A 25777-nucleotide genomic window follows, 5' to 3' on the forward strand; every position below is an offset into this window, starting at 1 on the left:
GGAATCCCCTGATTTTGACACGGTTTTTTACAGGCGGTGGGCAGGGCAAAAAAGGCATTATTTAATAAATTTCCTCCACAATGGTAAAGACGGGCTCCGGGGTTGTCGGGGCGTAGTGAATGTTCTGGGGGCCCTTGAGCATTGCATCCACCGCAGGTCCGCCGTCACCTGAAAACCCGATCAAACCGTTTCCGGCTAGGGTGGTGATAATCCCGGTGGCCCCGTCCACCCTTCGGATGCGGTTGTTGCCCGTGTCTGAAATGTAGATGTCACCGTTGGCAAAGCCCAGGGCGCCTGCGGATAATTTGATCATTGCCAGGGTGGCCGGGATATTGTCCCCGTTATACCCGAGTGACCCGACAATCCCTGCCACCGTTGTCAGCGTGCCCGTGGCAGCATCGATTTTTCGAATAACAGCATTTCCCGTATCTGCTATAAAGAGGTTGTCCTGGCTGTCAGCCGTGATGGTCCCCGGTGTTTGGAGCCCGGTGATGAGGGTGGTGATGATGCCGGTGGTGGCATCCACCCTTCGGATGCAGTTGTTGCCCGTATCTGAGATAAAGACATTGCCCGAAGAATCCACGGTCACCCCCTCGGGTTTTTTCATTGTTGCGGCCGTGGCCAGGCCGCCGTCACCCGTGTAGCCCAGCGTGCCGCAAATGCCGGCAACCGTGGTGATGATGCCGGTGGTGGCATCCACGCGACGGATACAGGAGTTGAGGACTTCCGTAAAAAAAAGATGGCCGTTTCCATCAAGGTCCATGGCCTGGGGGCTTTTGATCTGTGCATCCAGGGCCGGGCCATTGTCCCCTAAGGTACCGACTGTGCCGGTACGGTTCACCAGAGGGGAGATGATGCCTGTTATGGCATCCACCCGTCGAATTCGATTGTTCCCCGTGTCTGCAATAATGACATTGCCGTCAAGGTCACCCACCACGCCCGCAGCCCTTGAGAGCAGGGCATCAATGGCCGGACCGCCGTCTCCGGTATCGCCGATTCTGGTTCCCTGGCCGGCCAGGGTGGTGATGATGCCGGTGGCCAGATTAATCTTACGAATGCAGGAATTGCCCGAATCCGCAAAATAGACCGAGAGGAAGTCCGGGGGCTGGGCAATCCTGATCCCCACCTGTTCAACCTGTGTTCCCCCCAACAGGCCTGCACTGACCATCACAACATCTTCATACCCCCCAAGGGAACAGGTGAGCGCCTTGAGGGTATAGGTCTTCCCGTCAAAGACAAACGGCTCTCCATTGGCTGCTGTTCGCCAGTCCGGATCATTTTTCAACTGCCAGACGGCATAGGCCCTGGCCGCCTGTTGTCCAAACGCCGTGTGGATGGTTGATGCATGATTTGCGCTGATCCGGGTTTCCATGAAGGTACTTTGGTTCAGGGTCATTGCCGTGAGGCTGAGTACCATGAGGATCCCCATCATCATGCTCACAAGGATAAAGCCGCCGGTGGTGCGGGCCATCAATATGTTACGATTGGGTTGTTGCATGCCTTCCTTTGTCTCATCTCAACTGACAGATCCTGTTTCATTCGTTGTTATGCGCCATGCCATCTCCCCGGACAAAAAGCCCCCGCGTTTTCCCGTCTTTCAGGTTGAAAAGCCCTAGCTCACAGATCCTTAAATAGGGAATGGCCGTACTGGTACTGGTCACCAGGGACAAGAGGGGATCTTCAAAAATACATCCCAGGTCTTTGGCTGCCTGGTTCACCTGGTTCGTCTTTTGGGCAACCTTTTCCACGGGAAGGTCCGACATCAGTCCCATAATGGGCATGGGCAGTTCCGCCACCACCCGGCCCCGGGCTGTGACAACGGCCCCTCCCTGTAATTCTGTGATCCGGTTCACGGCCAGGGCCATATCTGTTTCATCTGCACCCATAACCGTGATATCCCGGGTGTCCCAGGAGCCACTGGAGGCAATGGCCCCCTGTGTCATGCCCACCCCTGAAACCAGGCCGGTAAAGCAGTTGTTTGATCCAGTGACCCGATCCAGGGCCGCAATCTTGATCGTATCCGTTTCAATATCCGCCGGGATTCGGCCGTCAACCACCGGCATGGACCGTATGGTTTCCCGGGTGACCAAAGGGGTCAGTTTTTCAATGATCCGCACATCCACCTGTTCCAATCCCGGGGGCGCGGATATCATAAAATCCTCGGCAGAAAAGATTTTTTCCAGGTTCACCGTGTTCAGGCTTTTCTTTGAATACCCATGGACCCTTGGCGAAACAACACATTTTCCCTCCCTGGCAACAACGCGTCCATTGCTGATCACCCATAGCGGTGCGATGTGCCGGATATCGGGGATGATACACAGGTCGGCAAACCGTCCCGGTGCAATCCCCCCCACCATATGATCCATCCCAAAATGCTCAGCCACGTTCAATGTCACCATTCTGACGACATCCACAGGGTTAAATCCCAGGTCAATGGCTTTCTGGGCCACATATTCCATGGTGCCTTTTTCCAGGAGAAATTCCGGGGACACACTGTCGGTTACCAGGATCAGCCGCCTCAGATCCACCCCCTCGTCCTTTAGGGGGGAAATTGTTTCAAGATCCGCTCGAATCCCCCCTTCCCGGACCATGACATAGAGCCCCATCCTTAATCGTTCCAGGGTCTGGGCCATATCAATGGGTTCATGACAGGAGGACACCCCGGTCCCCACATAGGCGGCCAGTTTTCCCCCCTTTGCACCGGCAGAATGGCCCTCCACGGTCTTTCCCAGCGCCAGGGCCTGGTTCATAAAGGGCAGAACCGCGTCCGGCTCATGGAAGACCGACTGCCAGTAGACCTCTCCCAGGCCCAGCACGTCATCCCGGTTTAACAATACCGCCATTTCCGCCGCAGAGATCCTGCCGACGTTTTTGCTGGGGGAAACCACCATGGGTGCTGTGGCGAAAACCTTGATGGGCTGGTCCTGGTAGGAATCCATAAAATCCATGATGCCGTCGATCCCGGTAATGGGAAAGGCCGTCTCCAGTGCTTCCGTCACCAGGCAGGTGGTACCGCCGGCCATGGCATACGTCAAGAATTCGCTGGCAGAAAAATAATTGCCCAGGTGGGTATGGCCGTCAATCAACCCGGGTATGACCGTCATGCCCCGGGCATCAATGATTTGCGTATCCGGCCCTGTCCGGGAGTCTGCATCTCTTGTGATACAGGCGATCCATTTGTCCTTGATGCAGATGGCATGATCCGCTATGATCTCGCCGGTATACACATTTAACATCCGGCAGTTGGAAACCACCAGATCCGCGGGTTGAATTCCCACCGCCACATCCATTAATGCTTTTTGGTCTTTATTACACAACAGTTTTCGTTTCATGCGATTCATTTTCCAGTGCGGTCTTAAATTTATTTTCAGCCTTTTGTATTGCCTGGCTATCCATATCATAAATGTTGTAAAATTCAATGGCTATCTAGTGACTGGCGGTTTGGATACACGGTTTTTCAGAATCCGTCCGGGAAAACAACGCCTGGGGGCACTCTTTTTTTCCCACCCCGGAAAAAGTTTCCGATCCAGGCACCACATCTGCCCTTGCTATTTTACAACGATCCGGTTTATAGAAATCTCAACTTTCGGACGTTAGCTTTCATCGACGGGGTCAGGCTTTTTTTATTGTACTTTTTATCACTATTTCATAACCAGGCGGGTAAAAAGTGCCATAAAAAAAGCCTGACCCCATATAAAAATGACCAACTCCGAAAGTTGAGTAGAAATTTAATCAGCGTGTAAGTCGCTATTATAAAATGGGCTCGATTATTGACGACAGGATTAAACTTGATACATGATAACCGGTTGAACAAAGAAGGATCAATGAAATTTACGGATCAGAGTCCCCAGAGATCAAAACTGCCTGAAGGCAGCGATCTCAACTGGAACCAACTCATTCTGGGCATGAGAAAGACGACCAAAGAGTTTGTTGAAAACGTTCTTGAAAATATTATAGAGTCCATTGTGATAACAAACCTGGACGGATACCTGGTTTTTTTTAACCGGTATTCAGAGCAGATGTTCGAATTTAAAGCCCATGAAGTGCTGAATCAGCATATTGTCATCCTAGGGGCAAAAACACCAGACATTTTAAAACAAATTAAAAACAATCAAACCTTTAACGGAGAGATAATCCTTAAAACAAAATCCGGCAGGCATTTTCCGGCACATGTGAGGTGTGTGCCCCTTAAAAATGATAAAGACAAGCCTATTGCCATGGTCGGAGTGGCACGGGATCTAACCAGAGAAAGGGAAAAACAACGGATTGACACTGAAATGGCCCGGTTGAAAGAGTTTAACGACAGCCTCATCGAGTCCCTGAACGATGGAATTCAAATCATAAACTTTGAGGGCAATATTGAGTTTGTTAACAAACAACTGGCCAATTTTTTAGGGTATGAACCTGATGACCTTTTAGGCGAACACTATACAAAAATTGTGACAATTGAAGACCGACCAATATTTCAAAATTTAATCGATTCACCAACAGATTCCAAAGTAAAAGCGACTTTTGAAACCAGTTTTATTTCTAAATCCGGTAAAAGAATTCCTTTTTTTGTGGGGAGTTCACCTCTAAAAGGGAGCCGGGTGTCGGGCATTGTAACTGCAGTAACGGATATCTCTGAAACTCAGAAATTAAAAGAAGAGTTGTTTCAGTCTGAAAAAATGTCTTTAATAGGAACGCTTGCCAGTGAAGTAGCGCATGAAATAAATAATCCACTTGGCGGACTAATCATTTCTGTTCAAATGCTTATAGAGGATATTGAAAAAGGTGAGCTGGATCTTAAAATGGCCAGAGAGGAACTTTTAGGTATTGAAAATGACGCCCGCCGCTGCAGAAACATAACCAGAAAATTACTTGATTTTTCACGTCGCAAGCCGGAAGGACGCAAACCCTTAAATCTGAATAAACTTATTGAAGCCTCCCTTATCCTTGTCCAGCGTCAGGCAGAAATTGAAAATATAAATTTCATCAAAAACTATTATGAAAAATTACCCTCGGTATGGGGAAACTCAAACAGTCTTCAACAGGTAGTAATGAATCTGGTTAAAAATGCCTGTGATGCCATGCCAATGGGGGGACAAATAATTATTACCACCGAAGTATTGGATATCGGAGAACAAAATCCATGGATCCGAATGTCAATTGCAGATACCGGACCCGGCATTTCCAGTGATCACAAAGACATGATTTTTGACTCTTTTTTTACAACCAAGGAAGGGGGTAAAGGAACCGGACTTGGACTTGCTGTTAGCAAACGGATTGTCGAAGAACAGGGAGGGAATATGACCTTTGAAAATGGCAAAGGGAAAACCGGTGCTATTTTTTATGTTTTGCTTCCCAGTTTACCCGAGTATAAATCGGAGAATAGTCATGACTGAGAATTTTAAAATTTTAGTTGTAGATGACGAAGATTCCGTTCGTAAACGCTGCATCCGGCTTTTATCCAGGCAGGGATATAATGTGATTGGTGCTTCCGACAGTTCAAGTGCTTTGTCACTGCTGCAAAACCAAAGAACAGGGTTCGATCTGTTACTTGTGGATATCCGGATGCCCGGGATGGACGGTATCCAGCTGTTGAAAAAAATAAAGACGCAAAGACAATCTATAGAAGTCATCATCATGACAGGTTATGCTACAGTGGAAACTGCTATAAAATCAATGAAATACGGCGCCTTTGATTATCTTACCAAACCCTTTGACAAAGATGAACTGCTGCACGCAATCGATAAAATTGTTAAAATAAAATCGTTGCAGCAAGAAATCAAAGAACTCAAAAGCCAACTCACAAAGACCAATGAAAAACCCATAGTCATTGGAAATTCTTCAGCCATGAATAAGGTCATGCGGGTCATTGAAAAAGTGTCCCCTGTAGACTCTAATATCCTTATCCAGGGAGAAAGCGGAACGGGAAAGGGGTTTGTTGCAAAAGCGATTCATGCCAGGAGTAAACGAAAAAAACACCCCTTTGTTGTGGCGGACTGTGCTGCATTATCAGGTAATATATTGGAAAGCGAACTTTTCGGTCACGTTAAAGGTGCTTATACCGGTGCACATGCCGACCGCGAAGGATATTTTAAAAGGGCGGACAAAGGCACATTGTTCCTGGATGAAATTGGGGAAGTGCCATTGGATTTGCAGGGAAAATTGTTAAGGGTCGTTCAAGACAAAGCTTTTGTAAAATTAGGTTCCACAGAAATGATTAAAGTCGACACCCGTATTATTGCTGCTACCAATCGCAATCTGGAGGACATGGTTTCAAAAGGTGAGTTCAGAGAAGATTTGTTTTATCGCTTAAATATTATCACACTGTCTTTGCCGGCTTTAAGAGAAAGGCGGGAGGATATCCCCTTACTAGCAAGACATTTCCTGAAATGGTATACAGCAAAGCTCAATTTTGATACGCTTTTTCTTCCAGATGAAGTTCTGGAAACGATTGTTGCCTACGACTGGCCGGGCAATATCCGTGAATTGGAAAATGCCATGCAGCGGGCGATTGTTCTGGCGGAAAATAACACCTTATCCATTGACGGTTTATTCCCGGCCCGGGTTGAAAAAGATCAGGTTTGTTTTAATTACTCTGATCTCCTTAAAAAGAAAATAAGCTATCAGGAAATGAAGCAGGATGTCCTGCAGAACTTTACGAAAGAATATCTGACTCAGTGCCTTATTTTTCATAAAGGCAATATCACAAATGCCGCAAAGACCATGGGCATGCGCCGGACGTCGCTTCAGCGGCTGGTGAATCAAACCGGCCTCGACAGCCAGTTGTTTAAAAATCAGTAACCCCAAAAGAGGCAGCAGTGTTTCCTTCAAAGAGGCACCTGCCTCAATAACCGCCCGTTGACATCCCCAAAATGCCCTATTTTTAGAGGGTTAAGCCAGACCGCCGGGTGGCATATCTTTTGCTTTGTCTTCAGATAGTTTCCGAATAACCTATCCTGTAAATAAAGGAATTATTATGTATTTACCAAAATTCACGCTTGAAAGCCCCAAATCAATAGAAGAAGCGGTGGTCCTCCTGGGTTCCGGTGAGGGCACCAAACTTTTATCAGGTGGTACGGACCTTTTCCCAAGAATGAAATATAAACTTTGTTCTCCAGAGGTCCTTATAAGCCTGAAAGGCTTGCCATCGGCTACTCCCCAAATTGATGAAGACGGTAAATTGATTATAGATGCCAAGATGTCTTTGACAACAATCACGCTTTCTTATGAAATCCGGGAAAAGGCGCCTTTGTTAGCGCTGGCGGCCCAAAAAGTTGCCACCCGTGAAATAAGAAATATGGGGACGCTCGGTGGTAATATCTGCCAGGAAACTCGATGCCTTTACCTGAACCAAACGCATACGTTTCAATTTACAGAGCCTTGTTTGAAGCGCGGCGGAAAAGAATGCTATTTCGCTCCTAAAGGGAAAAAGTGCTGGGCCACCTTCATGTCTGATATTGCGCCGGCACTTTTTTGTCTTGATGCAAGGGTGATTATTGCAGATTCAAATGGTGAGCGAGAAATAAAAATCGAAGACGTTTATACCAACGACTCCCTTAAACCCTTATCACTAAAACCGGATCAAATTATCACAAAGATTATTGTACCGGAAACACAGGGCTTGTCCGGGAGTGGATTTGCAAAATTTACCGTAAGGGAAACCATTGAATTTGCAGTTGTAAATGTCGGGGTTTTTTTAGAAGCAGAAAAAGACCTTAAAACCTGTAAACAGGTGAGAATTTCAGTGGGAGCAATCTTTGGGGGACCCCAGAGAGCATTGGAAGCCGAAGACTGGCTGGCAGGAAAAAGCTTGTCCCAAGAGAACATAAACACAGTTTCACAAAAAGTTGCCAGGTCTTTAAAAATAATATCCCACCATGGGTATTCAAAAAGCTATCTAACCGAGTGCTTGAAAACTCAATCAAGGCAGGCCCTTAACGATGCTGTAAAAGGACTCACTGATCAAAGTAACAAGGAGGGGTAAGGATGACAACAACGCATAAAAAAAGAATCATTGAACTGACAGTTAATGAGGAAACGTATGAGCTGGCAGTTGAGTGTCAGGAAACACTGCTGGACGTATTACGCAATAATTTGGGGTTGACGGGGACTAAAGAAGGATGCGGTACGGGTGAATGTGGCTCCTGCACCGTATTGCTGGAAGGAGAACCGATATTGGCCTGCCTGATGCTGGCAGTTGAATGCGAACATAAAAAAATCGAAACCATTGAGGGACAATCTATTAATGGTGATCTGACACCGGTCCAAGAAGCTTTTCTCGAAAAAGGGGCCGTACAATGCGGCTTTTGTACATCTGGTATGGTGATGGCCTCTACGGATCTATTAAAAAGAAATCCTGATCCCAGCAAAGAGGACATCATGGAGAGCCTGGGAGGCCATCTATGCCGCTGTACGGGATACAATAAAATAATGGAGTCTGTGCAGCATGCTGCAAAGCTGAATAGAGACAACACCTAAAGGAGCATGAAAATGAGTGAGTTGGATTATGTCGGAAAACGAATGTTGAGAAAGGATGGTCCGGACAAGGTAACAGGCAAAGCAATCTACACAGTTGACATAAAACTAAAGGGACAGTTGGTTGGAAGGATACTCAGAAGCCCTCATGCCCATGCACGGATCCTGGACATTGACACCCGCCTTGCCTTGGCGGTGCCGGGTGTAAAAGCCGTGATTACCGGTAAAGATACCCTGGGCATAAAACATGGCTTTGTTGAAACACCTCGTTATCCAGCGGATCAATATCCCCTGGCAATGGACAAGGTTCGATTTATTGGTGAAGAAGTTGCTGCAGTGGCAGCCACGGATGTGTATGCCGCGGACGAAGCACTGAGGTTAATAAAAGTGACATATGAACCTCTGCCTGCGGTCTTTGATCCTGAAGACGCCATGATGCCGGGGGCACCGGAAATTCATCCTTCTCATCCCAAAGTAAAAGAGGATCTGGTCAATATCGGCGGTAAAACGACTTCGGGCTGGGGTGATGTGGAAGCAGGGTTTCAAGAGGCTGACTATGTGAGGGAGGACCGGTTTGAAAGCCATCTGAGGACCCACGGATTCCTTGAGCCCCACGCCACTGTGGCCAGCTTTGAGGCAGACGGAAAGTTGAATGTGTGGACATCGTCCCAGGGCCCGTTCATCAAACGGGCAAAAATCGCCAGAACCCTGGGACTTCCACAATCATCCGTAAGGGTGAAAAAAGCCTATGTCGGGGGTGCCTTTGGAGGGAAGATAGATCTATACACCCATGAATTCTGTGCAGCGCTTCTATCCATGAAAACGTCCAGACCCGTGGAGATCATTGCCACCCGGGAAGAGATATTCACTGCCTATCGTCACGGTCAACCCATGATTGTAACGGTAAAAACCGGTGTTAAAAAAGACGGTACCATCGTGGCACAGCAATTCAAAACCATCAATAATTCAGGAGGCTATCGCGGCAGCGGCGTGGTCGTCATTTTTCTGGTGTGGGGGTTTGCAATGGCTCCCTATCGAATTCCCCATATGAAATATGAAGGATACTCCGTTTATACCAACAACCCGATTCGATCTCCGCAAAGGGGGCATGGTGCGCCCCAGATGCGATTTGCAGTGGAATCTCAACTGGACATGATTGCGGCTGAACTGGGCATCAGCCCCATTGACATTCGTCTGAAAAATGCACGGGTTTCAGGTGAAATGCTGCCCAATGGAGATAATGTGCATAATTGCGGTCTCACGGATTGCATTCTGGATATTGCCAAGCACACGGATTTTACAGCAAAATTCGGGAGCACCCGAACTGAAAAAAAAGGACGATATCAGAAAGGCATTGGTATTGGGGTCAGTGCCTACTTCGGGGGATCATTGATTTACCCCAACAGTTCGTCTGTCATTGTAAAAATGAACGATGACGGCAGTGTCTCCCTGCTGACCGGTGCCCTGGATATCGGACAGGGAGCAGAAACCATCCTGTGCCAGATTGTTGCTGAAGAACTTAAAATCCCCATGGAAGAGGTTCAGGTGTTTGCGGCCGATACTGAAACCACCCCCGTGGACATTGGGGTGTGGATCAGCGGCAATGCCTATGTAACTGGTAATGCCGCCCGTGAGGCAGCCGGTGACGTCCGTCAAAAATTGATGACGCTGGCTGCCGAAGAACTCAAAGCCGACATTGAAGACCTGACATTCCAGAACAAACGCATCTATATATCCGGCCAGCCGGAACGTTCATTATCATATGAAAAACTTGTGGCTTTAAGCATTCTGAAACATAGGGGGGATCCTGTCATTGGAAATGGGCATTGGCGTACGATGCGGGATGAACCTTTCCACCCGAGTCTTGCAACGACAAAGGGAAGATGGACTGAAAACTATGCCTTTGACGCCCAGACAGCTGAAGTGGAGGTGGATACTGAGACGGGGAACATCCGTCTGCTGAAGGCCGTGACCGCTCATGACTGTGGATTTCCCATCAACCCCCTTCTGGTGGAAGGGCAGATTGACGGTCAGGTATCCATGGCCCTGGGTCATGCCTTTATGGAAGAAATAATGATGGAGAAAGGTCGTACCCTGAATCCGAGCTGGCTGGATTACCGGATGCCCTCCATCTGTAATATTGCGGACTCAGAACACATCGACGTGATCACGGAACGTTACCAGGTCGGGAAACCTTACCGGACCAAGGAGGTTGGTGAAGGCTATGTGTCCGCCATCCTGGCAGCCATTGCCAATGCCGTATACGACGCTGTAGGTGTAAGGCTTTATTCAACGCCGTTTACACCGGAAAAAGTTTTGGAAGGGCTAAATAATATAAATCTTTAATCAATATAATAATTTATTTAATAAATTGAAAATAATAGACTGTTTTTAATGAGCTAGATAAAAATATGGGGGATGATTAGAATATGTTAAAAGACAATTATACCACTTTTATGTATGATGAAAAATTAGACTTAGACAAGACAGATTATTGGATTTATTGTGCAGCCGATACCCCTCCTGGGAGACCTCGCACGCCCATGTTCGACTGGGTCTTTATGAATTCAAGCAATTGGGGAGCCAATTACGCCTGTTACAAGATATCAATCCCCTCTGCAAATAGTATAGCCTTCAGATCATACAACGGTTATGGATTTATGACAGTGACTCTGCCAGCATCGGAAGATGAAGTCAAAAGGCGTTCTGCTAAATTTAAAACAGCTTTAGGCTATCTGATCCAAAATTATGACCAGCTCTGGGCGGAAGCAAAATTAAAATTGATAGGTTATACCAAAAAACCAAAAGAATTTGATTTCGATAATGCTAGTTGGTTCGAAATGAGTCAACTTTTCAGAGATAGAATGAGCGCTACACGGAAAATGTACGAAATAGTATACTATTTTTCGGAAGGGCTGGGTACAACATATCTTTTATTCGTTGATCTTTGCAAAAACATGTTGGGAATTGATGAATCAGAACCCCTATTTCGAAAACTTTTTACTGGATTGCAAAATGCCACCTCCTCAACCTCCTTGGTCGAAAAAGGCTTACACAGGCTGTCTCAAAGGGCTAACGAATTAGGCCTTGCCAATGTTCTCATAGAAAATAAACCTGAGGAAGTTGTTTCTCAAATGGAAAGGACTGAATCCGGGCAGCTGTGGAATAAGGAACTCATTGAATTCCTAAATATCCATGGGTGGAGATGCCTAATTGAGTCAGACTATATAACACCAACTTGGGTTGAAGAACCCTCGCTTGCGATAGTGCATATTCAGCAATATTTAAATAAAGGTCCGGATTTTGAACTCGACTTGATGATCGAAAGAGAAGCAAAAGAAAGGGAAAACGTAGAAAAAGAGTTGATTGAGAAAGTCCCCTTAGACCAAAGGGATTGGTTCGAGACTCTTTTAAGGATAGCACAGCAATTTACCATATGGCGATTAGAGCATATTTACTATTGTGAAGTTTACCAGCATGCAATAACTCGTCATGTCTTAATGCAAATTGGTACCAAAATTTCTAAGGTTGAATGTATTGAAAGAGCTGAAGATATCTTTTTTCTCGTCCCCGAAGAACTCTATAAAGCATTAATTCACCCAGAGTCATGTAGTCTTAAACCGCTTGTAAGGAACCGTAAGACTAAATGGGAAGAAAATAAAAAAATCATCCCTCCTCCCCTTTTTTCTAAGATTGATCCTGATCAAGCGGCCAATCTATTTCTTAAGTCCAAGGATCCGATGGCAATAGAACTTGCGATAGGGATGACGAGTTTAATCAATACGAAACATGAAGTAAATTTGGGCGGGCAGATTGCTTCCATGGGTATCGCTGAAGGACCGGCAAGGGTAATTCTTTCCGCCGAACAGTTGGGTGAGATTCAGGAAGGTGATATTTTAGTTGCACCAATATTCCGGTCCAGTTGGAGCCCTGTTTTCCCTCTGATCAAAGGAGCCGTCATTGATAGAGGTGGTATTCTGTCAGATGCGGCAATTCTTGGACGAGAGTATGGCATTCCGGTGATCACCAATGTTATTGATGGTTCATTAAAAATTAAGACCGGCCAACGTATAAAAATCGATGATAGCTTAGGGGCTGTTCTAATTGTTAGTCCTTTAGAAGGAAAGAAACTCCTTATCGTAGACGATGAAGCTGACATACTTGACACCTTGGAAGATTTACTACCAATGTGTGAATTAACCAAGGCTGATACATTCCAAAAGGCAAAAACGCTTCTGGAAAACGAACAATTTGATTTGGCAATTTTGGATATAATGGGGGTTAAAGGCTATGACCTTTTGGCAATTGCTAAAAAGGAAAAAGTGATGTCCGTAATGCTAACGGCCCATGCATTATCCCTCGATAGTACTGTACGTGCCTACAAAGAAGGAGCCGTTTGTTATGTTCCAAAAGAAAAATGTTTCGAAATTGAAGATATTTTAATAGATATTTTTGAAAGCAAAGGAAAACAGGAGTTTTTTTGGTCACGCTGGCTCGACAGATTTGGCCCATTTTACGACAGTAAATTTGGACTTGGATGGCAAAATAAGCATAAAGAATTTTGGGAAATATTTAAGAAAACAACTCCTCTTGATTTGTGATTTTATAAAAGCAAATAGGGATATAATAAAATGATTAAATTTAAGTTATTTATTAAATTAAAATAGATTCCAAATTATGATCTAAAGAGGAGAAATAAAAAATGACTGATGGAAATGAATGGATAAAGTTCTTTGAAGAATGTGGTCGTAACGACACTTCCCTTGTCGGAGGCAAATGCGCCAACTTGGGAGAAATGTGTAAGATTGGGGTGCCGGTTCCCCCAGGATTCGCGATTACGACGAAAGTTTATGATACTTTTTTAAATGCAACAAATATTGCAGGAAAAATAAAAAAATATATTGATGAATCCATTTCTAACCCAACTACAATGGAAGAGCTTAACAAAATGGCAAATGATTTACAAAGCTTTATTTTGGCAGGAGAAATACCAGAAGAACAATCGGCTGCTATATCAGATGCATATGACTCCTTGTGTCAAAAGCTTGGGATAAGTGATGTTGCTGTTGCTGTTAGGTCTAGCGGAGTTGCTGAAGATTCTGCTACAGCAAGCTTCGCTGGTCAATATGAGTCCTATCTTAATGTTATAGGAAAGGAATCTCTATTTAAAAATATTAAGGAATGTTGGGCCAGTGCTTTTTCACCACGCTGTATCTCTTATCGTATCCATAATGGTCTTGGACTTTTTGCTGGTTCGATTAGCGTGGCAGTACAAAAGATGGCCAAATCACGTTCGGCAGGGGTAGGATTCACGGCTAACCCAAATACCGGGGATAGAGGGAAAATCGTTATTGAGGGCAACTGGGGAACCGGTGAAAGTGTTGTTCAAGGAATATCAAAGGTAGATATCTTTTCAGTATCTAAAGAAACTTTAGAAATAGTTGAACAACAGATAAACAAAAAAACAAGGCAAATTGTGATAAAAGAAAAAGGGATTTTAGAGATGGAAATTCCTGAAAATCAACAATCTTTGCCGTGCTTAGAACCCGAAGAGGTAAAATTATTGGCTAAAATCGCAAGAGATACAGAATTGCATTATGGGGTTCCTTTAGACATAGAATGGGCTGTGGACGTTGAGCTTGAATTTCCTGACAATATTTTTCTCGTACAAGCTCGACCAATCACTGCCATTATAGAAAAAAAGAGCTCTACTGAAACAATTCTTGATATGGCCTGCAGTCGCTTATTCCCCAGCAAAATTTAAGGCTATTAAATAAGCCCTACAAACTTATACACAGAAACATTGAGGTATCGGTAATGACTAAAACGATAGTAGTAATAGGGACTTTGGATTCCAAAGCAGAAGAGGTGCTTTTTGCAAGGAATCAAATTGTACAGAGGGGTTATAAGCCGATTGTTGTTGATTTGAGTGTCGGGAGTAAACCGGCTGTTCAAGGTGATATTACCTGTGAACAGGTTGTTAAGGCGGGTGGAGGAGATATCCATGACATTTGGGGCAATCCTGACAGGCCCAGAATTAACAAGATGGTAACCGATGGCGCCATAAGTGAAGCTTGTGCACTCTACAATGCCGGAAAATTGGATGGGATCATCGGTATCGGGGGTGCAGGCGGTACTCTTATTGAGACAGATATCATGAAATCACTCCCTTTTGGAGTACCTAAATTCATGGTTTCGAGCAATGCGGGCGCACGGGGTTTTGCTTCAAGGTATTTCGGCACGAAAGATATTACGATGATGCACACTGTTGCGGATATTGCCGGACTAAACAGAATGCTGAAATCCTTGCTTTGCCAGGCTATTGCCGCAATCTGCGCAATGTCAGAAATCTCCGCACCATTGGCATCCAAAAACGGCACAACCGAGAAAAGACAGAAAACAATTGCATTGTGTGAACTTATGCTCAGTGCCAAAAGCGTTCAGCATATTAAGAAACTCTTGGAAGATCAGGATTATCAGGTGATTGTATTTATGGCGACCGGGGTGGGGGACACAGCTATGGAGGAACTGATTGATGAGGGGTTTTTTGATGCTGTGATAGACCTTTCGCCGGGCGGAATACTGGATAGCATCATCGGGGGGACCCGTAAGGCTTGTTCACAAAGATTGGAAACAGCAGGTAGCAAGGGTATTCCACAAGTCATTGCTCCAGGCGGATTAGACTTTATTACCCCGTCCCGGTCTAGATACAAACCGGAGTATGACGTACGAAAAAGGTTTGAACCTGATAAGCTGAGGTTACAAATTCGCTCAAGCAAGGATGAGCTTATACAGTGCGCGAGAATTATTGCCAAAAAACTGAATAAATCCAAAGGTCCCGTTAAATTTCTGATTCCCTTAAAAGGATGGTCGAGAATCGATGGGCCTGGAAGGCCCCTTGATGATCCTGAAGCCATCAGCGCATTTTCTAAAGAATTAAGGGAAAACTGCAAACCGGAAATTGAGGTTGTGGAAATTGATGCCTGGATCGAAGATTCAGAGTTTGGTTTTGCGTTGGTGGAAGCCCTTAATGGAATGACAAACAAAGAACTAAACGCTGGCGAGCTTACTTACTGATAACGGATTATCATTAGAAGGCCTTGTCGCCTAAATTTGAAAATCTTTAACTTTAACCTGATTGTCATCGATCGTTCTGGAAAAAATGATTTATTAACATTTAATTAGTATAAACAAAGGAGGAATACCATGAGGCCCACAAGATTCACCGATGATATGATCAAAGAATATACAGAAAAAGGTTATTGGAAGGAAACTACCTACGCTGATCTTTATGAGCGCAATGCTAAGGAATATGGCGATAAGGTTGCACTTGTGGATGATTCCGGCCACAGACTTACCTGGGCTCAAGCAAACCAGGCCATAGACAGACTCGCTCTGAAATTGGTGAAATTGGGATTTGAGAAGGATGATATCCTTGTGATCCAACTGCCGAATCGAGTCGAAGTTGTATTGCTTCTCGCAGCCTGTGAAAAAGTAGGGATCATTTCTTCTACTCTTGTAAGAACTTTGCGTCATAAAGAGATCGAATATTTACTCAAGATTACAGAAGCAAAAGGCTATGTCAGTGTTTGGAAGTTCAGAGATTTTGATTACTACGAAATGGTTCAGGATATACGTTCCGATTTGCCGAAATTGAAGTACATTTTTACTTGTGGGGATGAAACACCTGAGAAAGCAATAAGTATTGATGAGATTTTAAATGAACCTCTTGAAGAGAAGTATTCTATTGAAGAATTTAAAAAGCGTCAAATCCGGTTCGATGAGGTGGGTTGGCTCGGGCTCACCTCTGGAACCACCGGTTTCCCGAAAATAACTCAAACACCCATGGCGCTTGCTACATCCGTCGCCCCTTCCCACATGTCTAAGATCAAAATGACAGGTGATGATGTTGTAGGGGCCCTTTGCCCGGTTTCCGGCGCAGCAAGAGGCCTGTTGCGATTTAACCCTTTTGTTGGTGCAACGGGTGTTCTCATGGAGCATTTTGATGCTGAAAAAGCGTTCAAATTAATCGAAACTGAGAAAATTACCATACCGATGATGGTGCCCGCGCAGTTGGCAATGATGGCTCAAAATCTAAACTATACCAAATATGACTTAAGTTCATTACGCGTTTTTCAGGTTTCTGGCGCCCCCCTTCCGCCTCATGTGGCAAATGATGTGGAAAAGAAATTCAATTGTATGGTGATTAATCATTACGGTGGAATGGATGCCGGTTCCGTAGCAAGCGTTGATGTTGATGATTCTCTTGAAGTACGCCGGTTTTCCGTGGGGAAACCTCATCCAGGCAATGAGGTAAAATTGCTTGATGACGACGGGAAGGAAGTCGGGGTTGGAGAGGTTGGAACTGTCTATTTTCGAGGACCCACCTCTGTTGGCGGCTACTTTAAAGATCCTGACATGACAAATGAAGCTTGGGGAACCGGCTTTTTTTGTATGGGTGATCTAGCGAAAAAGGATGAGAAAGGGAACCTGTATGTTGTCGGTCGGAAAAAGGATTGCATCATTCGAGGAGGATATAATATCTACCCTACTGAAGTGGAAAGCATCCTTACGACACATCCAAAAATCGTGGCTGCAGCCCTTGTAGGGTATCCTGATCCAATAATGGGGGAAAGGGCTTGTGCTTATGTTGTTGTCAAAAAAGGTGAGATATTCAGTTTTGATGAAATGGTGGCATTCTTTAAAACTAAGCAGATTTCAGCCAATAAAACTCCGGAACGAATGGAAATAATAGACGAAATGCCGTTGGTAAGTGATATGAAGTTAGACAAAAAGGTGCTGAAGGAGGATATTCTCAACAAGGTAAAGGCCGAGGAAAAAGGTAGTAATATAAAAAGTTAGATATTCAAGCCGGTCTATACCACAGCGGAACAGATGAAGGGTTGGAACTTAGTTTTAATTTTTTTAGAAAGGAGATCGAAATGCATTACGGAAGAACACAAATGCCATGGGAAATTACGGATTATGATCTGGAACACTATCCGGTTTGGGTGCGTACGCCAGCCCATACTGAGCCAGTCATGACACCCCTGTATTGTGAATTTTGGTATGGATACATGGTCGATGGCATACGTCGGGGTTGTGGAAAAAATTCACTTCCAACTACTTTGGGCTATTTCTGGAAATTATACAAGGGCCATGGTTACCTAACCCGAGGCATCCCATTGACGGAAGAAATTCCGCAGCGCGAGGCCAAATATCGAGAAAAGATGGCTGAAATCATAGAAGATCCTTTCGGATACGCTGATAAGCTGTTTGTTAAATTCGATGAGCTAATGGCCCCTTTCTCCAAGATGAATATAGAGCAACTGTCGCGGGAGGAGCTCATAGATCATATACATGATATCATCGACTTGCATATAAAAAGCATTGCTCATTACTTTGACGGATGGTTCGCCATTACACCACTGCCCGGACTTTTCCAGCAGCTTGCAGGGGATTTAGCTGGCCTTGAACCTACTGATCCCCTCTATTCCAAATTGACCATCAGCACCGGTAATCCTCTTTATCAATCCAACAGTGGAATTGCTGACCTTGCCCGCCTCGCTTTGGATTTAAAGCTGGATAAATATTTCAAACTGTCTGATAAAGATGTTTTGAAAGCGCTGGAACAGGATGAGGTGGGAAAAAAGTGGCTGAATTCCATGGATAAATTTTTAGAAATCAACAAGTGGAAGTTGCTACGTATGTATGAATTCTGCGAGCCTGGATGGTATGATAAACCCGCATTACTTGTAGCAGACATAAAACGATATATGGAAGTAGGCGGCGTTCATAAAATTGACGAAGACCGTGATAAAAAGAAAGAGGAAAGGGATTCATTGACCAAAGAGTTTCTGAGTAAAATTCCCGAAGCTCAGAGGGGGTTGATGGAAAAACTGCTTGTGTGCTCTCGTGCTGCCAATTACTGGAGTGAGGGATCAGCCTGGCATGGTGAGTTTAAACGAATGGCATTTGGAAGACGATGTTTTATTGAATGTGGCAAGAGATTGGTACAGGATGGTGCCATTGAAAAAGTTGACGATATTTTTATGCTCTTTACCGACGAAATCATTAGTACTCTCGGGAACAGAGAGAAAGGACGTTATATTCAACTCATCAACGAGCGCAAAAAAGAATGGGAAGGTTATAAAGCTCTTACACAAAAACAAGATGAAATTCCATCCTTTTTGGGCGATCCTAATCAAATACCAGAAATGCTCCGACTGGATCCGACACTATCAGTGAGCATTTCACAACCGAAAGAAAATGCAGAGAAAGTTGGCGCCTTGTGTGTCGGTGGTGCTGGAAGTCCTGGTATTGTTGAGGGTGTTGCGCGCGTCATTTGGGATGAGACACATTTTGACGAGATTAAAAAAGGTGAGATCATGGTATGTCCTATGACGAGTGCTACATGGACACCATTGTTCGGTATTATCAAGGCTCTGGTCTGTGATAGCGGAGGATCATTGTCCCACCCGGTAATTGTAAGTCGGGAATATGGTCTCCCGGCCGTCGTAGGAACTGGAGACGCTACCCAAAAGATCCAAACAGGAGACAAACTCAGAGTGGATGGGGATTTGCTTAGGGTTTATAAAATTTCCTGAGCTAACAATGAAACAATTGTTTGAAATTTAGAGCACAATCTATTTTTTTAACTTAGCTGCTGACTAATTTGGGGATTCATTTTCTATTAGTTTGTAGCTCTTAATATCCTCTCTCCTTAAATTAAGGGGGTGTGGGGCATCAAAGGATTCAAATATGAACGATTTACGCGATTTCTTGGCAAAGTGTAAAGAAAAAGGAGAGTTGCACACAATTAGTGCAGAAGTGGATTGGAATTTAGAGCTTTCTCACGTGGCCAAATTAAATGAAGAGGCTGGGGGGGCAGGTCTTCTTTTTGAAAATATAAAGGGTTATGATATTCCAGTGTTTACCAGTGCTTTTACTACGTCATCTCGTATGGCAATAGCATTACGCCAACCGAGCCAATATTCCATGTCCAATCTTGCCCGAGAGTGGATGCTTTTAACTACAAAGGAGCTTATCAAACCCAAATTGGTTGATAGTGGTCCAATAATGGAAAATATTATTGAGGGCGATCAAATCAATTTGCTGGATTTCCCTGTACCTTTTTTTAATAAATTGGATGGTGGTAGATTCATCGGGACAGCCGTATATCTTATCACCAAGGACCCAGACACTGGATGGGTAAACCTTGGAACTTACAGAATGCAATTATATGATAATGATCGTTGTGGCGTTCAGATGATAAAGGGGAAACATGGGGACCTAACACTCAGGAAATACAAAGAAATGAACAAAAAGATGCCTGCCATAGCTGTTATTGGAGGCGATCCCCTTTTGTTTCTGGTTGGAAGTAGTATGATTCCCTTCCAAACTGATGAGTACGATGTCGTGGGAGCGTTACGGGGAGAACCTTTGGACATAATTGAAAGCGATCTTACAGGCCTGCCATTACCGGCACACGCCGAAATTGCACTGGAAGGGGAGATTGATCCGAATGATTTTATGGAGGAGGGTCCTTTTGGGGAGTACACCGGTTATTATTCAGGTGAGCCTACACTCAAAACCTATCTAAAAGTTAAAAGAGTATTGCATCGTAATAACCCTATTTTTTGGGCGTGTATCGTTGGAAGACCGATTAATGACGTTTGTATGATACAATCATTAAACCGTACTGCCAGCCTGTGGGCAGACCTGGAAACAATGAAGATTCCCGGCATAAAATCAGTTTATATCCCCGCTTCATCCAGCGGTCGGTTTTGGGCTGTAGTGTCTGTGCAACAGCTTTATCCCGGCCATTCAATGCAGGTAGGTACTGCCGTTATCTCCACAACTACAGGCAGTTATGGACTCAAGGGAGTTATCGTTGTAGAAGATGACATTGCAGCTGATGACTGGGATCAGGTATTATGGTCCCTTTCAGTAAGATATGACCCCAAACGAAGCACCCAAATTATCAATCGAGGACGTTCGACATCTTTAGACCCAGCACTTCCGATTGACTCCAGACAAATCGTTTCTCGAATCATTATGGATGCATGCACTCCGTTCGAATGGGAGGATAAACCCAAATCAGTATTGTTGGATAAGGATATGTTGGAACAGGTACGGAAACGCTGGAAAGAATTTGGGTTTGAATACGAGCCTTCTTTTTAGATTGATCATGAGAAATACTATTTGGGCTTGATCCTAACTTCGCCCACTTGTCGTAATTGATGGTTCGACGGGGTCAGGCTTGTGTTATTGGAGGCTGGATCTTTTATCAGGGTCCATGCTTTTGACAACAGACTGTAATAGCAAAGAAATTCAGCAAAAGCGTCAATAACGCAAGCCTGATAATCATATAAAGGGCCTAACAAGAAAACAAGTGCTGACTTCCATTCTCTTTTACAAGCTTTGGCCCACCACCCAGGGGAATTTTTTGTGGTTCCATTGGGTGGTGGGCCAAAGCACGAGCAAAAAAATGAAGTGACACCTCCCTAACTATGGCATGGCAAAAACAACAGATACCAGTAATTGTCGATTCCTGCTGGAAAACAATCAATAAAATCAACCCGAATATCGTTATTGATGCAACAATCGCAAAAAGAAACCTCGGAACCAATGTTGACGAAGCCTTTCTTGTTATCGGCGTCGGTCCAGGGTTTAAAGTAGGTCTGGATGTCCATATGGTGATTGAAACAAATCTCGGACACAATTTGGGTAGGGTTGATAAGATGCAAATACTGTAACGGTTTCAAAAGGTCTATTTTTTTTCCATTTTCATCATATCGTATATAAAATCAATGTGTTATAAACATAGTATTCTGATAGCATAGTTGCAAAATACTGTAAGGCACAAAGCCATTAATAAACCGACCATTTTAAAAAAAAGTTCTAAAAGCAGAATCAGCTATATACAGCGCAACTCGCAACATATATGATCATCATGAAAAATACTAACCCATCTTTTCGAAAAAATAGCCAGAAACTGCTATTTTTACTCATATTTTATGGCACCACAAAAAAATATTATAATAAAATCAGAATATTACAAGTCAGACTTGTAAGATCTCAAAAAGTAAGGGGTAGCAAAAAAAAAATTATAGACAATCTTGAAGCACTATGCTAAATGCATAATGCATGAGTGCAAGAAAATTAATATCCCAAATACCTGAAGAAGAAATCACCCCATTTACAGCTGTTTTATTGGAAATAATTCAAACCCAAGCAGAAGAGATTCAAGGATTAAAAGATGAGATCGCCAGATTGAAGGGCCAAAAACCCAAGCCAAAAATCAAGCCCTCCAACCTTGTTAAGAACACAGAGAAACCCAAAAAAATAAACCCATCGCCAAGAGGAAAACGATCCAAAACCAGACATCTTGTAATTCACGAAGAACATGAGTTAAAACCTGAAAACCTTCCGCCAGGATCCAAACTGATTGATTACAAGGATTTCGTTGTACAGGATATTATCTTCACCAACTGGAATATCCTTTATAGGCGGGGTCGCTGGAAAACTCCTTCTGGGAAATTCATTACGGCGAAATTACCGAAAGATGTAAACGGTCATTTCGGAGCGGGTTTACAATCATTCGTTTTATATCAAAACTATGGTTGCCTGGTTACCCAACCTTTAATAATCGAACAACTGCGTGAAATCGATGTTGATATTTCAAAAGGCGCATTGATTCATTTTAAATGTAACCAAAATGATTTTATTGCCTCACGAATAATGTTACCCAAAGTATTATAAAATATAATGTGGAGGGTGATGGAAGATGAGGCTATCAATGAGTTTTCAAGGAAGAATTGAATTGTTGGCGCAGGTTGCCCCAAGGTATCGAGAGGCAAACAAAAAACAAAAATCATTAATTTTAAACGAATTCATCACATCAACCGGATATGCTCGAAAATACGCTATTCGTTTATTATCTTCACCTGTTATTGCAATAAAGAAAAAAATAAAAAGGCCAAGAGATAGATTTTATAACGAAACCGTCCAACAAGCATTGAAGGTAGCATGGGCTGCAGCAAACTATATTGCATCCAAACGACTCGCGCCATTTCTGAGAGCGATCACGATAATCCATGGACAAGTTTGAACGGTAAATCAAGGTGCTATATGAAATTGAAGGCCTCATATTTTAACCGATAATTGCCTCAGCTTTAAGCAACGTCCTGTTCAGATATTGTGTTCTTTTCCGAGAACCGGCATGGTTATTCCAATCCTGCCTTTCCTCTATAATACGATTGTAGATTTCAGTTCTGGTAAATCCTCTTCGATAAAGGGCCAAAGCATATGCAAAATCAGTAGCAGATTCATTACCCTTATTATAAAGGGATCGGGTAAGATTATCGTTATGACACACTCCCCCCTGGGGTTGATGGGGAAAAGGCCTTTTTGAACGTGAAGACAACTCAATTTTCGGGATGTCCGCTTGACGACTCCAGTCAACCCATATGAGTTTCGCCAGTGGATATTGTCCTGAAGCCATTCTGTGCTTTGCTTTTCTGTTTCTGAACCCGGGGCATCTGCCCCATCGATTTTTGGGGTCTGCACCTGGATCACTATGCAGTTTATCCAGCCAATACCGTTTTTCAGTAAGGTTCAATGGGCGGGCACTGTGAATCCAGACCTGATAATTGCCGGGGGAGGTTTCTATAACCATCCTTCCGGGTTTAAAAAAATCTGGGCTGGATTTATGATGCCGGATGAGCAGATCAATATCCAAATCGTCTGCGAGAAAATAGTAAGGCTGGATGACAGGATCTTGTTTAAGCAGGATGTGTCTGCCGCCGGCATTTTCAGCTTTAAGATAGGGGATGTTTTTAGGGGAAGATGAGACAGGCCACCTGCCGGTTGTTTCATCAAGGACCGCCAGGCTGAAACGGTTTTTAAAGTAATTGCCTATTTTCCATAAAATCCTTTCCATTGAGATGGGCCCGGACTTTGAGGTCCGGGCGTATGTTGTTTAGAACCGTTCGTCGCAGTCTATAGGGCTATCTTCTGACTGCTTTTCCTTTTGGAACTGCCTGAAGGCCCGATATTCCATACTCACGCTTTTAAGTCCGGTGAGGATCATGTCCCGGATAAGATATTCCATTTCCATGGTGATTTCCTCCAATGTAATGTCAGGATCATCATAAATACTCATATTATTCTCCTATGATTTCTTGTTGGGTGGTTGCCTGGAAAAGACTTCTATGAAAAGTTTTTCATCCAGCTGGCTGAGTTCTTTTTCAATCCCAGAGGTCAGCAGTTCTGCAGCCATGTTGTTCAGGACCCGTAAATTGCCGGCGCAATGGTCTACAACAGTTTTTATAAGGGTTTTCGTCATTAAGTGCGGCGCACCGGCCTGGTTCAAACAGTGCCCCATATAATCCAGAAGATCGTCACGGGTATAAGGGTCCAGTTTCAGCCGGAACTGCATCCGACTTCCCAGCGATACCAGGGTTCTTGTTCTGAACCGATCCGGAAGTCGATCGTCACCGCAAATCACGGTGGTCAACAAATTTTGGGAGTCAAATTCAACGCTGTTTAACAAACGCAATTCGTTTAAACATCCGCTGAGCATCTCCTGGGCTTCATCTATGAGCAGGATGGGCCGGAACAAGGTTGTTTTTACATGATTTTTCCAGCGCTCCCGAAGATCCTTGAACCCACCGTACCGGTTGGCAGGGCTTAAATTGACACCGAACAAAACCCCCATTTCCCGGTAAAAGTCACTGACACTGCTTTGGGGACGTTCCATCACTCCTACAATCACCTCATCCAGTTTACTGAACTGGTGGGCAATGATCTGCAGTGTCTTGGATTTACCAAGACCGGGTTCTCCACTGATCAAAGCAAAGCCCCCATTCATGGTCATGTTCTCAAGACGGAAAATAAAACTGTTCATCTGGGGAGGATGCCACAACGCTTCAACAGGGATATTGGGCAAAAAGGGGTTCCATTTAAGGCCGTAATAGGCCAGAAGTTGTTTGTTGTTCATGATTCTCCTTTGGGAAGATAGGCTGGCGGCATGCCGCTTTGGGCATACTCGGCCATCAGTTTTCTTAATAATGCGGGCTCGGATTTTTTCAATGTTTCATCCGGCAGGACGGTATGTTCAGGTCTGGATTTAAGCTTCCGTTTTCCTGAAGCATTTTTGATTTTGTCCTGGGGATAGATGGACGCAATTTTTTTGCCTGTTCTTTGGTCCATGAGCCAGGCCATGGATTTATCCCAATTGGTAAAACAGACATACAATTGCGGGATATGGTGGAATCGGGATGGAATCTCAAACCTTATTCCGTTTATGGACACGGTACCGTCAGATTTTCGCTGCTTTCTGGATTCGCAGACCGTAAAGGCGAACCGCATTTGTTCTTCACCCGGTGCCGGCCGGGAAACATCTTTGCTTTCAATCATGCGTTGAACAGGAGACGTGCCGATGTCACGATGCTTGGTTTTGTTATATTCCATCTCGATCCAGGCCTGACTGCTGTGATTGAGATATTCCAAAGTTAAAGGATCTACCCGGGTCAGCATGGCCATCAAGCGACCTTCAAGGGTGCCCCAAAAGGCCTCCTGCTTACCATTTTGATACTTATGTGGCTGAACACATAAGTATCATTATGTGGCGTTTAAATTTATGTGGTGCAACATGTGGAATGTCTTTAGCCAAAAAGAAATAAGCTTATATTGCGCCACATAAGTTTTCGTTTAATGATGAGTCTCCATTTAACCCTATATAAAAGGAGGTCCATCATGTTTGAAATCTTATTCAAAAGGCCAACAACAGTAGCCCGATATCGTGCGGCGCCATTTTCAAAAGCCAGGGAGCAATTCCTCGAATTATGCGCGGAAAAAGGATACTCTCACGCCATGTTGAAAAAAATCGCATGGATATTGTATTCGATAACGCCCAGAATCGACATGAAAAATGGTAAAGTAACAGCACGTGCCATTGAACAGGCTGTAGACCCCCTGTGTCAGGATAGATGTCGCCTCAATTAAAAATTAAATCGGGGGCATTGAGGTGATAAACATGGGATATTCTATCCAATTAAAAGAAGCTGTGTTAAAAAAGGTTTTACAGGGAAACAAACCCCATTATGAAATCGCAAGAGAGTCAGGAGTTGGTCGGTCTACAATCGGCAAATGGTTAAAAGAGTGTAAACAAAACGGAAACATAAAATTCAGAGCTCCTGACATTAAGCTTCAAAAAGCCTTATTTTAAAGGGTTTTACTTGACTTTTGGGTAAAAATATCGTAGGTTAAGCTGCATCCAAAAAAGGAAAATATAATGCTTCAAACCTAC

Annotated in this window: 22 protein-coding genes; 16 read left to right on the forward strand and 6 right to left on the reverse strand. The window is 44.2% G+C overall.

Going from position 1 to position 25777, the window contains the following annotated elements; genetic code table 11:
* Positions 1-61: 61 nt before the first annotated feature.
* Together Q1Q15_RS16020 and Q1Q15_RS16025 are read right to left on the reverse strand one after the other, a co-directional pair.
* Entirely contained in the window at positions 62-1498 is a 1437-nt protein-coding gene (locus tag Q1Q15_RS16020) for a hypothetical protein (RefSeq protein ID WP_300462104.1), read from the reverse strand.
* Between the two features lie 37 nt (positions 1499-1535).
* On the reverse strand, positions 1536-3332 hold the full coding sequence (locus tag Q1Q15_RS16025; RefSeq protein WP_300462106.1) for an adenine deaminase C-terminal domain-containing protein: 1797 nt from the start codon (positions 3330-3332) through the stop codon (positions 1536-1538).
* Positions 3333-3788: 456 nt separating this feature from the next.
* On the opposite strand from Q1Q15_RS16025, the gene Q1Q15_RS16030 reads away from it, so the two are divergent.
* From Q1Q15_RS16030 to Q1Q15_RS16095, 14 genes are all read left to right on the forward strand, one after another.
* Positions 3789-5384, forward strand: a complete 1596-nt coding sequence (locus Q1Q15_RS16030; RefSeq protein WP_300462108.1) for a PAS domain-containing protein — start codon at positions 3789-3791, stop codon at positions 5382-5384.
* Positions 5377-6789, forward strand: a complete 1413-nt coding sequence (locus tag Q1Q15_RS16035; RefSeq protein ID WP_300462109.1) for a sigma-54 dependent transcriptional regulator — start codon at positions 5377-5379, stop codon at positions 6787-6789. Before Q1Q15_RS16030 ends, Q1Q15_RS16035 begins: the two co-directional genes overlap by 8 nt.
* A gap of 175 nt (positions 6790-6964) precedes the next feature.
* On the forward strand, positions 6965-7972 hold the full coding sequence (locus Q1Q15_RS16040) for an FAD binding domain-containing protein (protein WP_300462112.1): 1008 nt from the start codon (positions 6965-6967) through the stop codon (positions 7970-7972).
* 2 nt (positions 7973-7974) lie between these two features.
* The gene (locus Q1Q15_RS16045) at positions 7975-8466 is read left to right on the forward strand and encodes a 2Fe-2S iron-sulfur cluster-binding protein (RefSeq protein WP_300462113.1); all 492 of its coding nucleotides are present in this window, start codon (positions 7975-7977) and stop codon (positions 8464-8466) included.
* Positions 8467-8478: 12 nt separating this feature from the next.
* On the forward strand, positions 8479-10809 hold the full coding sequence (locus tag Q1Q15_RS16050) for a xanthine dehydrogenase family protein molybdopterin-binding subunit (protein ID WP_300462114.1): 2331 nt from the start codon (positions 8479-8481) through the stop codon (positions 10807-10809).
* Between the two features lie 83 nt (positions 10810-10892).
* A complete protein-coding gene (locus Q1Q15_RS16055) occupies positions 10893-13064 on the forward strand; it encodes a PEP-utilizing enzyme (RefSeq protein ID WP_300462116.1) in 2172 nt (723 codons plus the stop codon).
* A 101-nt stretch (positions 13065-13165) separates the two neighbouring features.
* Positions 13166-14227 carry a PEP/pyruvate-binding domain-containing protein gene (locus Q1Q15_RS16060; RefSeq protein WP_300462118.1) on the forward strand — a complete coding sequence of 354 codons (1062 nt, stop codon included), beginning with the start codon at positions 13166-13168 and terminating at the stop codon, positions 14225-14227.
* Between the two features lie 53 nt (positions 14228-14280).
* Positions 14281-15540 carry a Tm-1-like ATP-binding domain-containing protein gene (locus Q1Q15_RS16065; RefSeq protein WP_300462121.1) on the forward strand — a complete coding sequence of 420 codons (1260 nt, stop codon included), beginning with the start codon at positions 14281-14283 and terminating at the stop codon, positions 15538-15540.
* Between the two features lie 129 nt (positions 15541-15669).
* Entirely contained in the window at positions 15670-17325 is a 1656-nt protein-coding gene (locus Q1Q15_RS16070) for an AMP-binding protein (protein ID WP_300462123.1), read from the forward strand.
* 80 nt (positions 17326-17405) lie between these two features.
* Positions 17406-19070, forward strand: coding sequence for a PEP-utilizing enzyme (locus Q1Q15_RS16075; RefSeq protein ID WP_300462126.1), 1665 nt, complete (start codon positions 17406-17408; stop codon positions 19068-19070).
* 154 nt (positions 19071-19224) lie between these two features.
* Positions 19225-20646 carry a phenylphosphate carboxylase subunit beta gene (ppcB, locus tag Q1Q15_RS16080; RefSeq protein WP_300462129.1) on the forward strand — a complete coding sequence of 474 codons (1422 nt, stop codon included), beginning with the start codon at positions 19225-19227 and terminating at the stop codon, positions 20644-20646.
* A 329-nt stretch (positions 20647-20975) separates the two neighbouring features.
* Positions 20976-21221: a hypothetical protein gene (locus tag Q1Q15_RS16085; protein WP_300462132.1), complete on the forward strand. Its 246-nt coding sequence runs from the start codon at positions 20976-20978 to the stop codon at positions 21219-21221.
* Between the two features lie 391 nt (positions 21222-21612).
* Positions 21613-22227 (forward strand): hypothetical protein, encoded by a 615-nt coding sequence (locus tag Q1Q15_RS16090; RefSeq protein WP_300462134.1) that lies wholly within the window; start codon positions 21613-21615, stop codon positions 22225-22227.
* Between the two features lie 37 nt (positions 22228-22264).
* Complete coding sequence (locus Q1Q15_RS16095; protein WP_300462136.1) at positions 22265-22576, forward strand: hypothetical protein; 312 nt, start codon at positions 22265-22267, stop codon at positions 22574-22576.
* Between the two features lie 42 nt (positions 22577-22618).
* Here the strand turns inward: Q1Q15_RS16095 and Q1Q15_RS16100 are convergent, their stop codons facing one another.
* From Q1Q15_RS16100 to Q1Q15_RS16115, 4 genes are read right to left on the reverse strand one after another with little or no spacing between them, the layout of a single operon-like run.
* A complete protein-coding gene (locus Q1Q15_RS16100; protein WP_300462137.1) occupies positions 22619-23407 on the reverse strand; it encodes a DNA-primase RepB domain-containing protein in 789 nt (262 codons plus the stop codon).
* Positions 23408-23446: 39 nt separating this feature from the next.
* The gene (locus tag Q1Q15_RS16105; protein ID WP_300462140.1) at positions 23447-23629 is read right to left on the reverse strand and encodes a hypothetical protein; all 183 of its coding nucleotides are present in this window, start codon (positions 23627-23629) and stop codon (positions 23447-23449) included.
* Positions 23630-23638: 9 nt separating this feature from the next.
* Positions 23639-24466 (reverse strand): ATP-binding protein, encoded by an 828-nt coding sequence (locus tag Q1Q15_RS16110; protein ID WP_300462143.1) that lies wholly within the window; start codon positions 24464-24466, stop codon positions 23639-23641.
* Entirely contained in the window at positions 24463-25011 is a 549-nt protein-coding gene (locus tag Q1Q15_RS16115; protein WP_300462145.1) for a hypothetical protein, read from the reverse strand. The genes Q1Q15_RS16110 and Q1Q15_RS16115 overlap by 4 nt, the downstream gene beginning before the upstream one ends.
* Positions 25012-25224: 213 nt before the next feature.
* Between Q1Q15_RS16115 and Q1Q15_RS16120 the strand changes: the two genes are divergently transcribed.
* Positions 25225-25473 (forward strand): hypothetical protein, encoded by a 249-nt coding sequence (locus tag Q1Q15_RS16120; RefSeq protein WP_300462147.1) that lies wholly within the window; start codon positions 25225-25227, stop codon positions 25471-25473.
* A gap of 31 nt (positions 25474-25504) precedes the next feature.
* Complete coding sequence (locus Q1Q15_RS16125) at positions 25505-25696, forward strand: helix-turn-helix domain-containing protein (RefSeq protein WP_300462149.1); 192 nt, start codon at positions 25505-25507, stop codon at positions 25694-25696.
* Positions 25697-25777 lie beyond the last annotated feature (81 nt).

It is taken from the genome of Desulfobacula sp., from assembly GCF_030145145.1.
Taxonomy (GTDB): domain Bacteria; phylum Desulfobacterota; class Desulfobacteria; order Desulfobacterales; family Desulfobacteraceae; genus Desulfobacula.

What these genes read in the sequence shown, in the direction of transcription:
- Q1Q15_RS16020 (WP_300462104.1), bottom strand. Translation starts at nt 1,498, where the DNA reads ATGCAACAACCCAATCGTAACATATTGATGGCCCGCACCACCGGCGGC.
- Q1Q15_RS16025 (WP_300462106.1), bottom strand. Translation starts at nt 3,332, where the DNA reads ATGAAACGAAAACTGTTGTGTAATAAAGACCAAAAAGCATTAATGGAT.
- Q1Q15_RS16035 (WP_300462109.1), top strand. Translation starts at nt 5,377, where the DNA reads ATGACTGAGAATTTTAAAATTTTAGTTGTAGATGACGAAGATTCCGTT.
- Q1Q15_RS16040 (WP_300462112.1), top strand. Translation starts at nt 6,965, where the DNA reads ATGTATTTACCAAAATTCACGCTTGAAAGCCCCAAATCAATAGAAGAA.
- Q1Q15_RS16045 (WP_300462113.1), top strand. Translation starts at nt 7,975, where the DNA reads ATGACAACAACGCATAAAAAAAGAATCATTGAACTGACAGTTAATGAG.
- Q1Q15_RS16050 (WP_300462114.1), top strand. Translation starts at nt 8,479, where the DNA reads ATGAGTGAGTTGGATTATGTCGGAAAACGAATGTTGAGAAAGGATGGT.
- Q1Q15_RS16055 (WP_300462116.1), top strand. Translation starts at nt 10,893, where the DNA reads ATGTTAAAAGACAATTATACCACTTTTATGTATGATGAAAAATTAGAC.
- Q1Q15_RS16060 (WP_300462118.1), top strand. Translation starts at nt 13,166, where the DNA reads ATGACTGATGGAAATGAATGGATAAAGTTCTTTGAAGAATGTGGTCGT.
- Q1Q15_RS16065 (WP_300462121.1), top strand. Translation starts at nt 14,281, where the DNA reads ATGACTAAAACGATAGTAGTAATAGGGACTTTGGATTCCAAAGCAGAA.
- Q1Q15_RS16070 (WP_300462123.1), top strand. Translation starts at nt 15,670, where the DNA reads ATGAGGCCCACAAGATTCACCGATGATATGATCAAAGAATATACAGAA.
- Q1Q15_RS16075 (WP_300462126.1), top strand. Translation starts at nt 17,406, where the DNA reads ATGCATTACGGAAGAACACAAATGCCATGGGAAATTACGGATTATGAT.
- ppcB (WP_300462129.1), top strand. Translation starts at nt 19,225, where the DNA reads ATGAACGATTTACGCGATTTCTTGGCAAAGTGTAAAGAAAAAGGAGAG.
- Q1Q15_RS16085 (WP_300462132.1), top strand. Translation starts at nt 20,976, where the DNA reads ATGGCATGGCAAAAACAACAGATACCAGTAATTGTCGATTCCTGCTGG.
- Q1Q15_RS16090 (WP_300462134.1), top strand. Translation starts at nt 21,613, where the DNA reads ATGAGTGCAAGAAAATTAATATCCCAAATACCTGAAGAAGAAATCACC.
- Q1Q15_RS16095 (WP_300462136.1), top strand. Translation starts at nt 22,265, where the DNA reads ATGAGTTTTCAAGGAAGAATTGAATTGTTGGCGCAGGTTGCCCCAAGG.
- Q1Q15_RS16100 (WP_300462137.1), bottom strand. Translation starts at nt 23,407, where the DNA reads ATGGAAAGGATTTTATGGAAAATAGGCAATTACTTTAAAAACCGTTTC.
- Q1Q15_RS16105 (WP_300462140.1), bottom strand. Translation starts at nt 23,629, where the DNA reads ATGAGTATTTATGATGATCCTGACATTACATTGGAGGAAATCACCATG.
- Q1Q15_RS16110 (WP_300462143.1), bottom strand. Translation starts at nt 24,466, where the DNA reads ATGAACAACAAACAACTTCTGGCCTATTACGGCCTTAAATGGAACCCC.
- Q1Q15_RS16115 (WP_300462145.1), bottom strand. Translation starts at nt 25,011, where the DNA reads ATGGCCATGCTGACCCGGGTAGATCCTTTAACTTTGGAATATCTCAAT.
- Q1Q15_RS16120 (WP_300462147.1), top strand. Translation starts at nt 25,225, where the DNA reads ATGTTTGAAATCTTATTCAAAAGGCCAACAACAGTAGCCCGATATCGT.
- Q1Q15_RS16125 (WP_300462149.1), top strand. Translation starts at nt 25,505, where the DNA reads ATGGGATATTCTATCCAATTAAAAGAAGCTGTGTTAAAAAAGGTTTTA.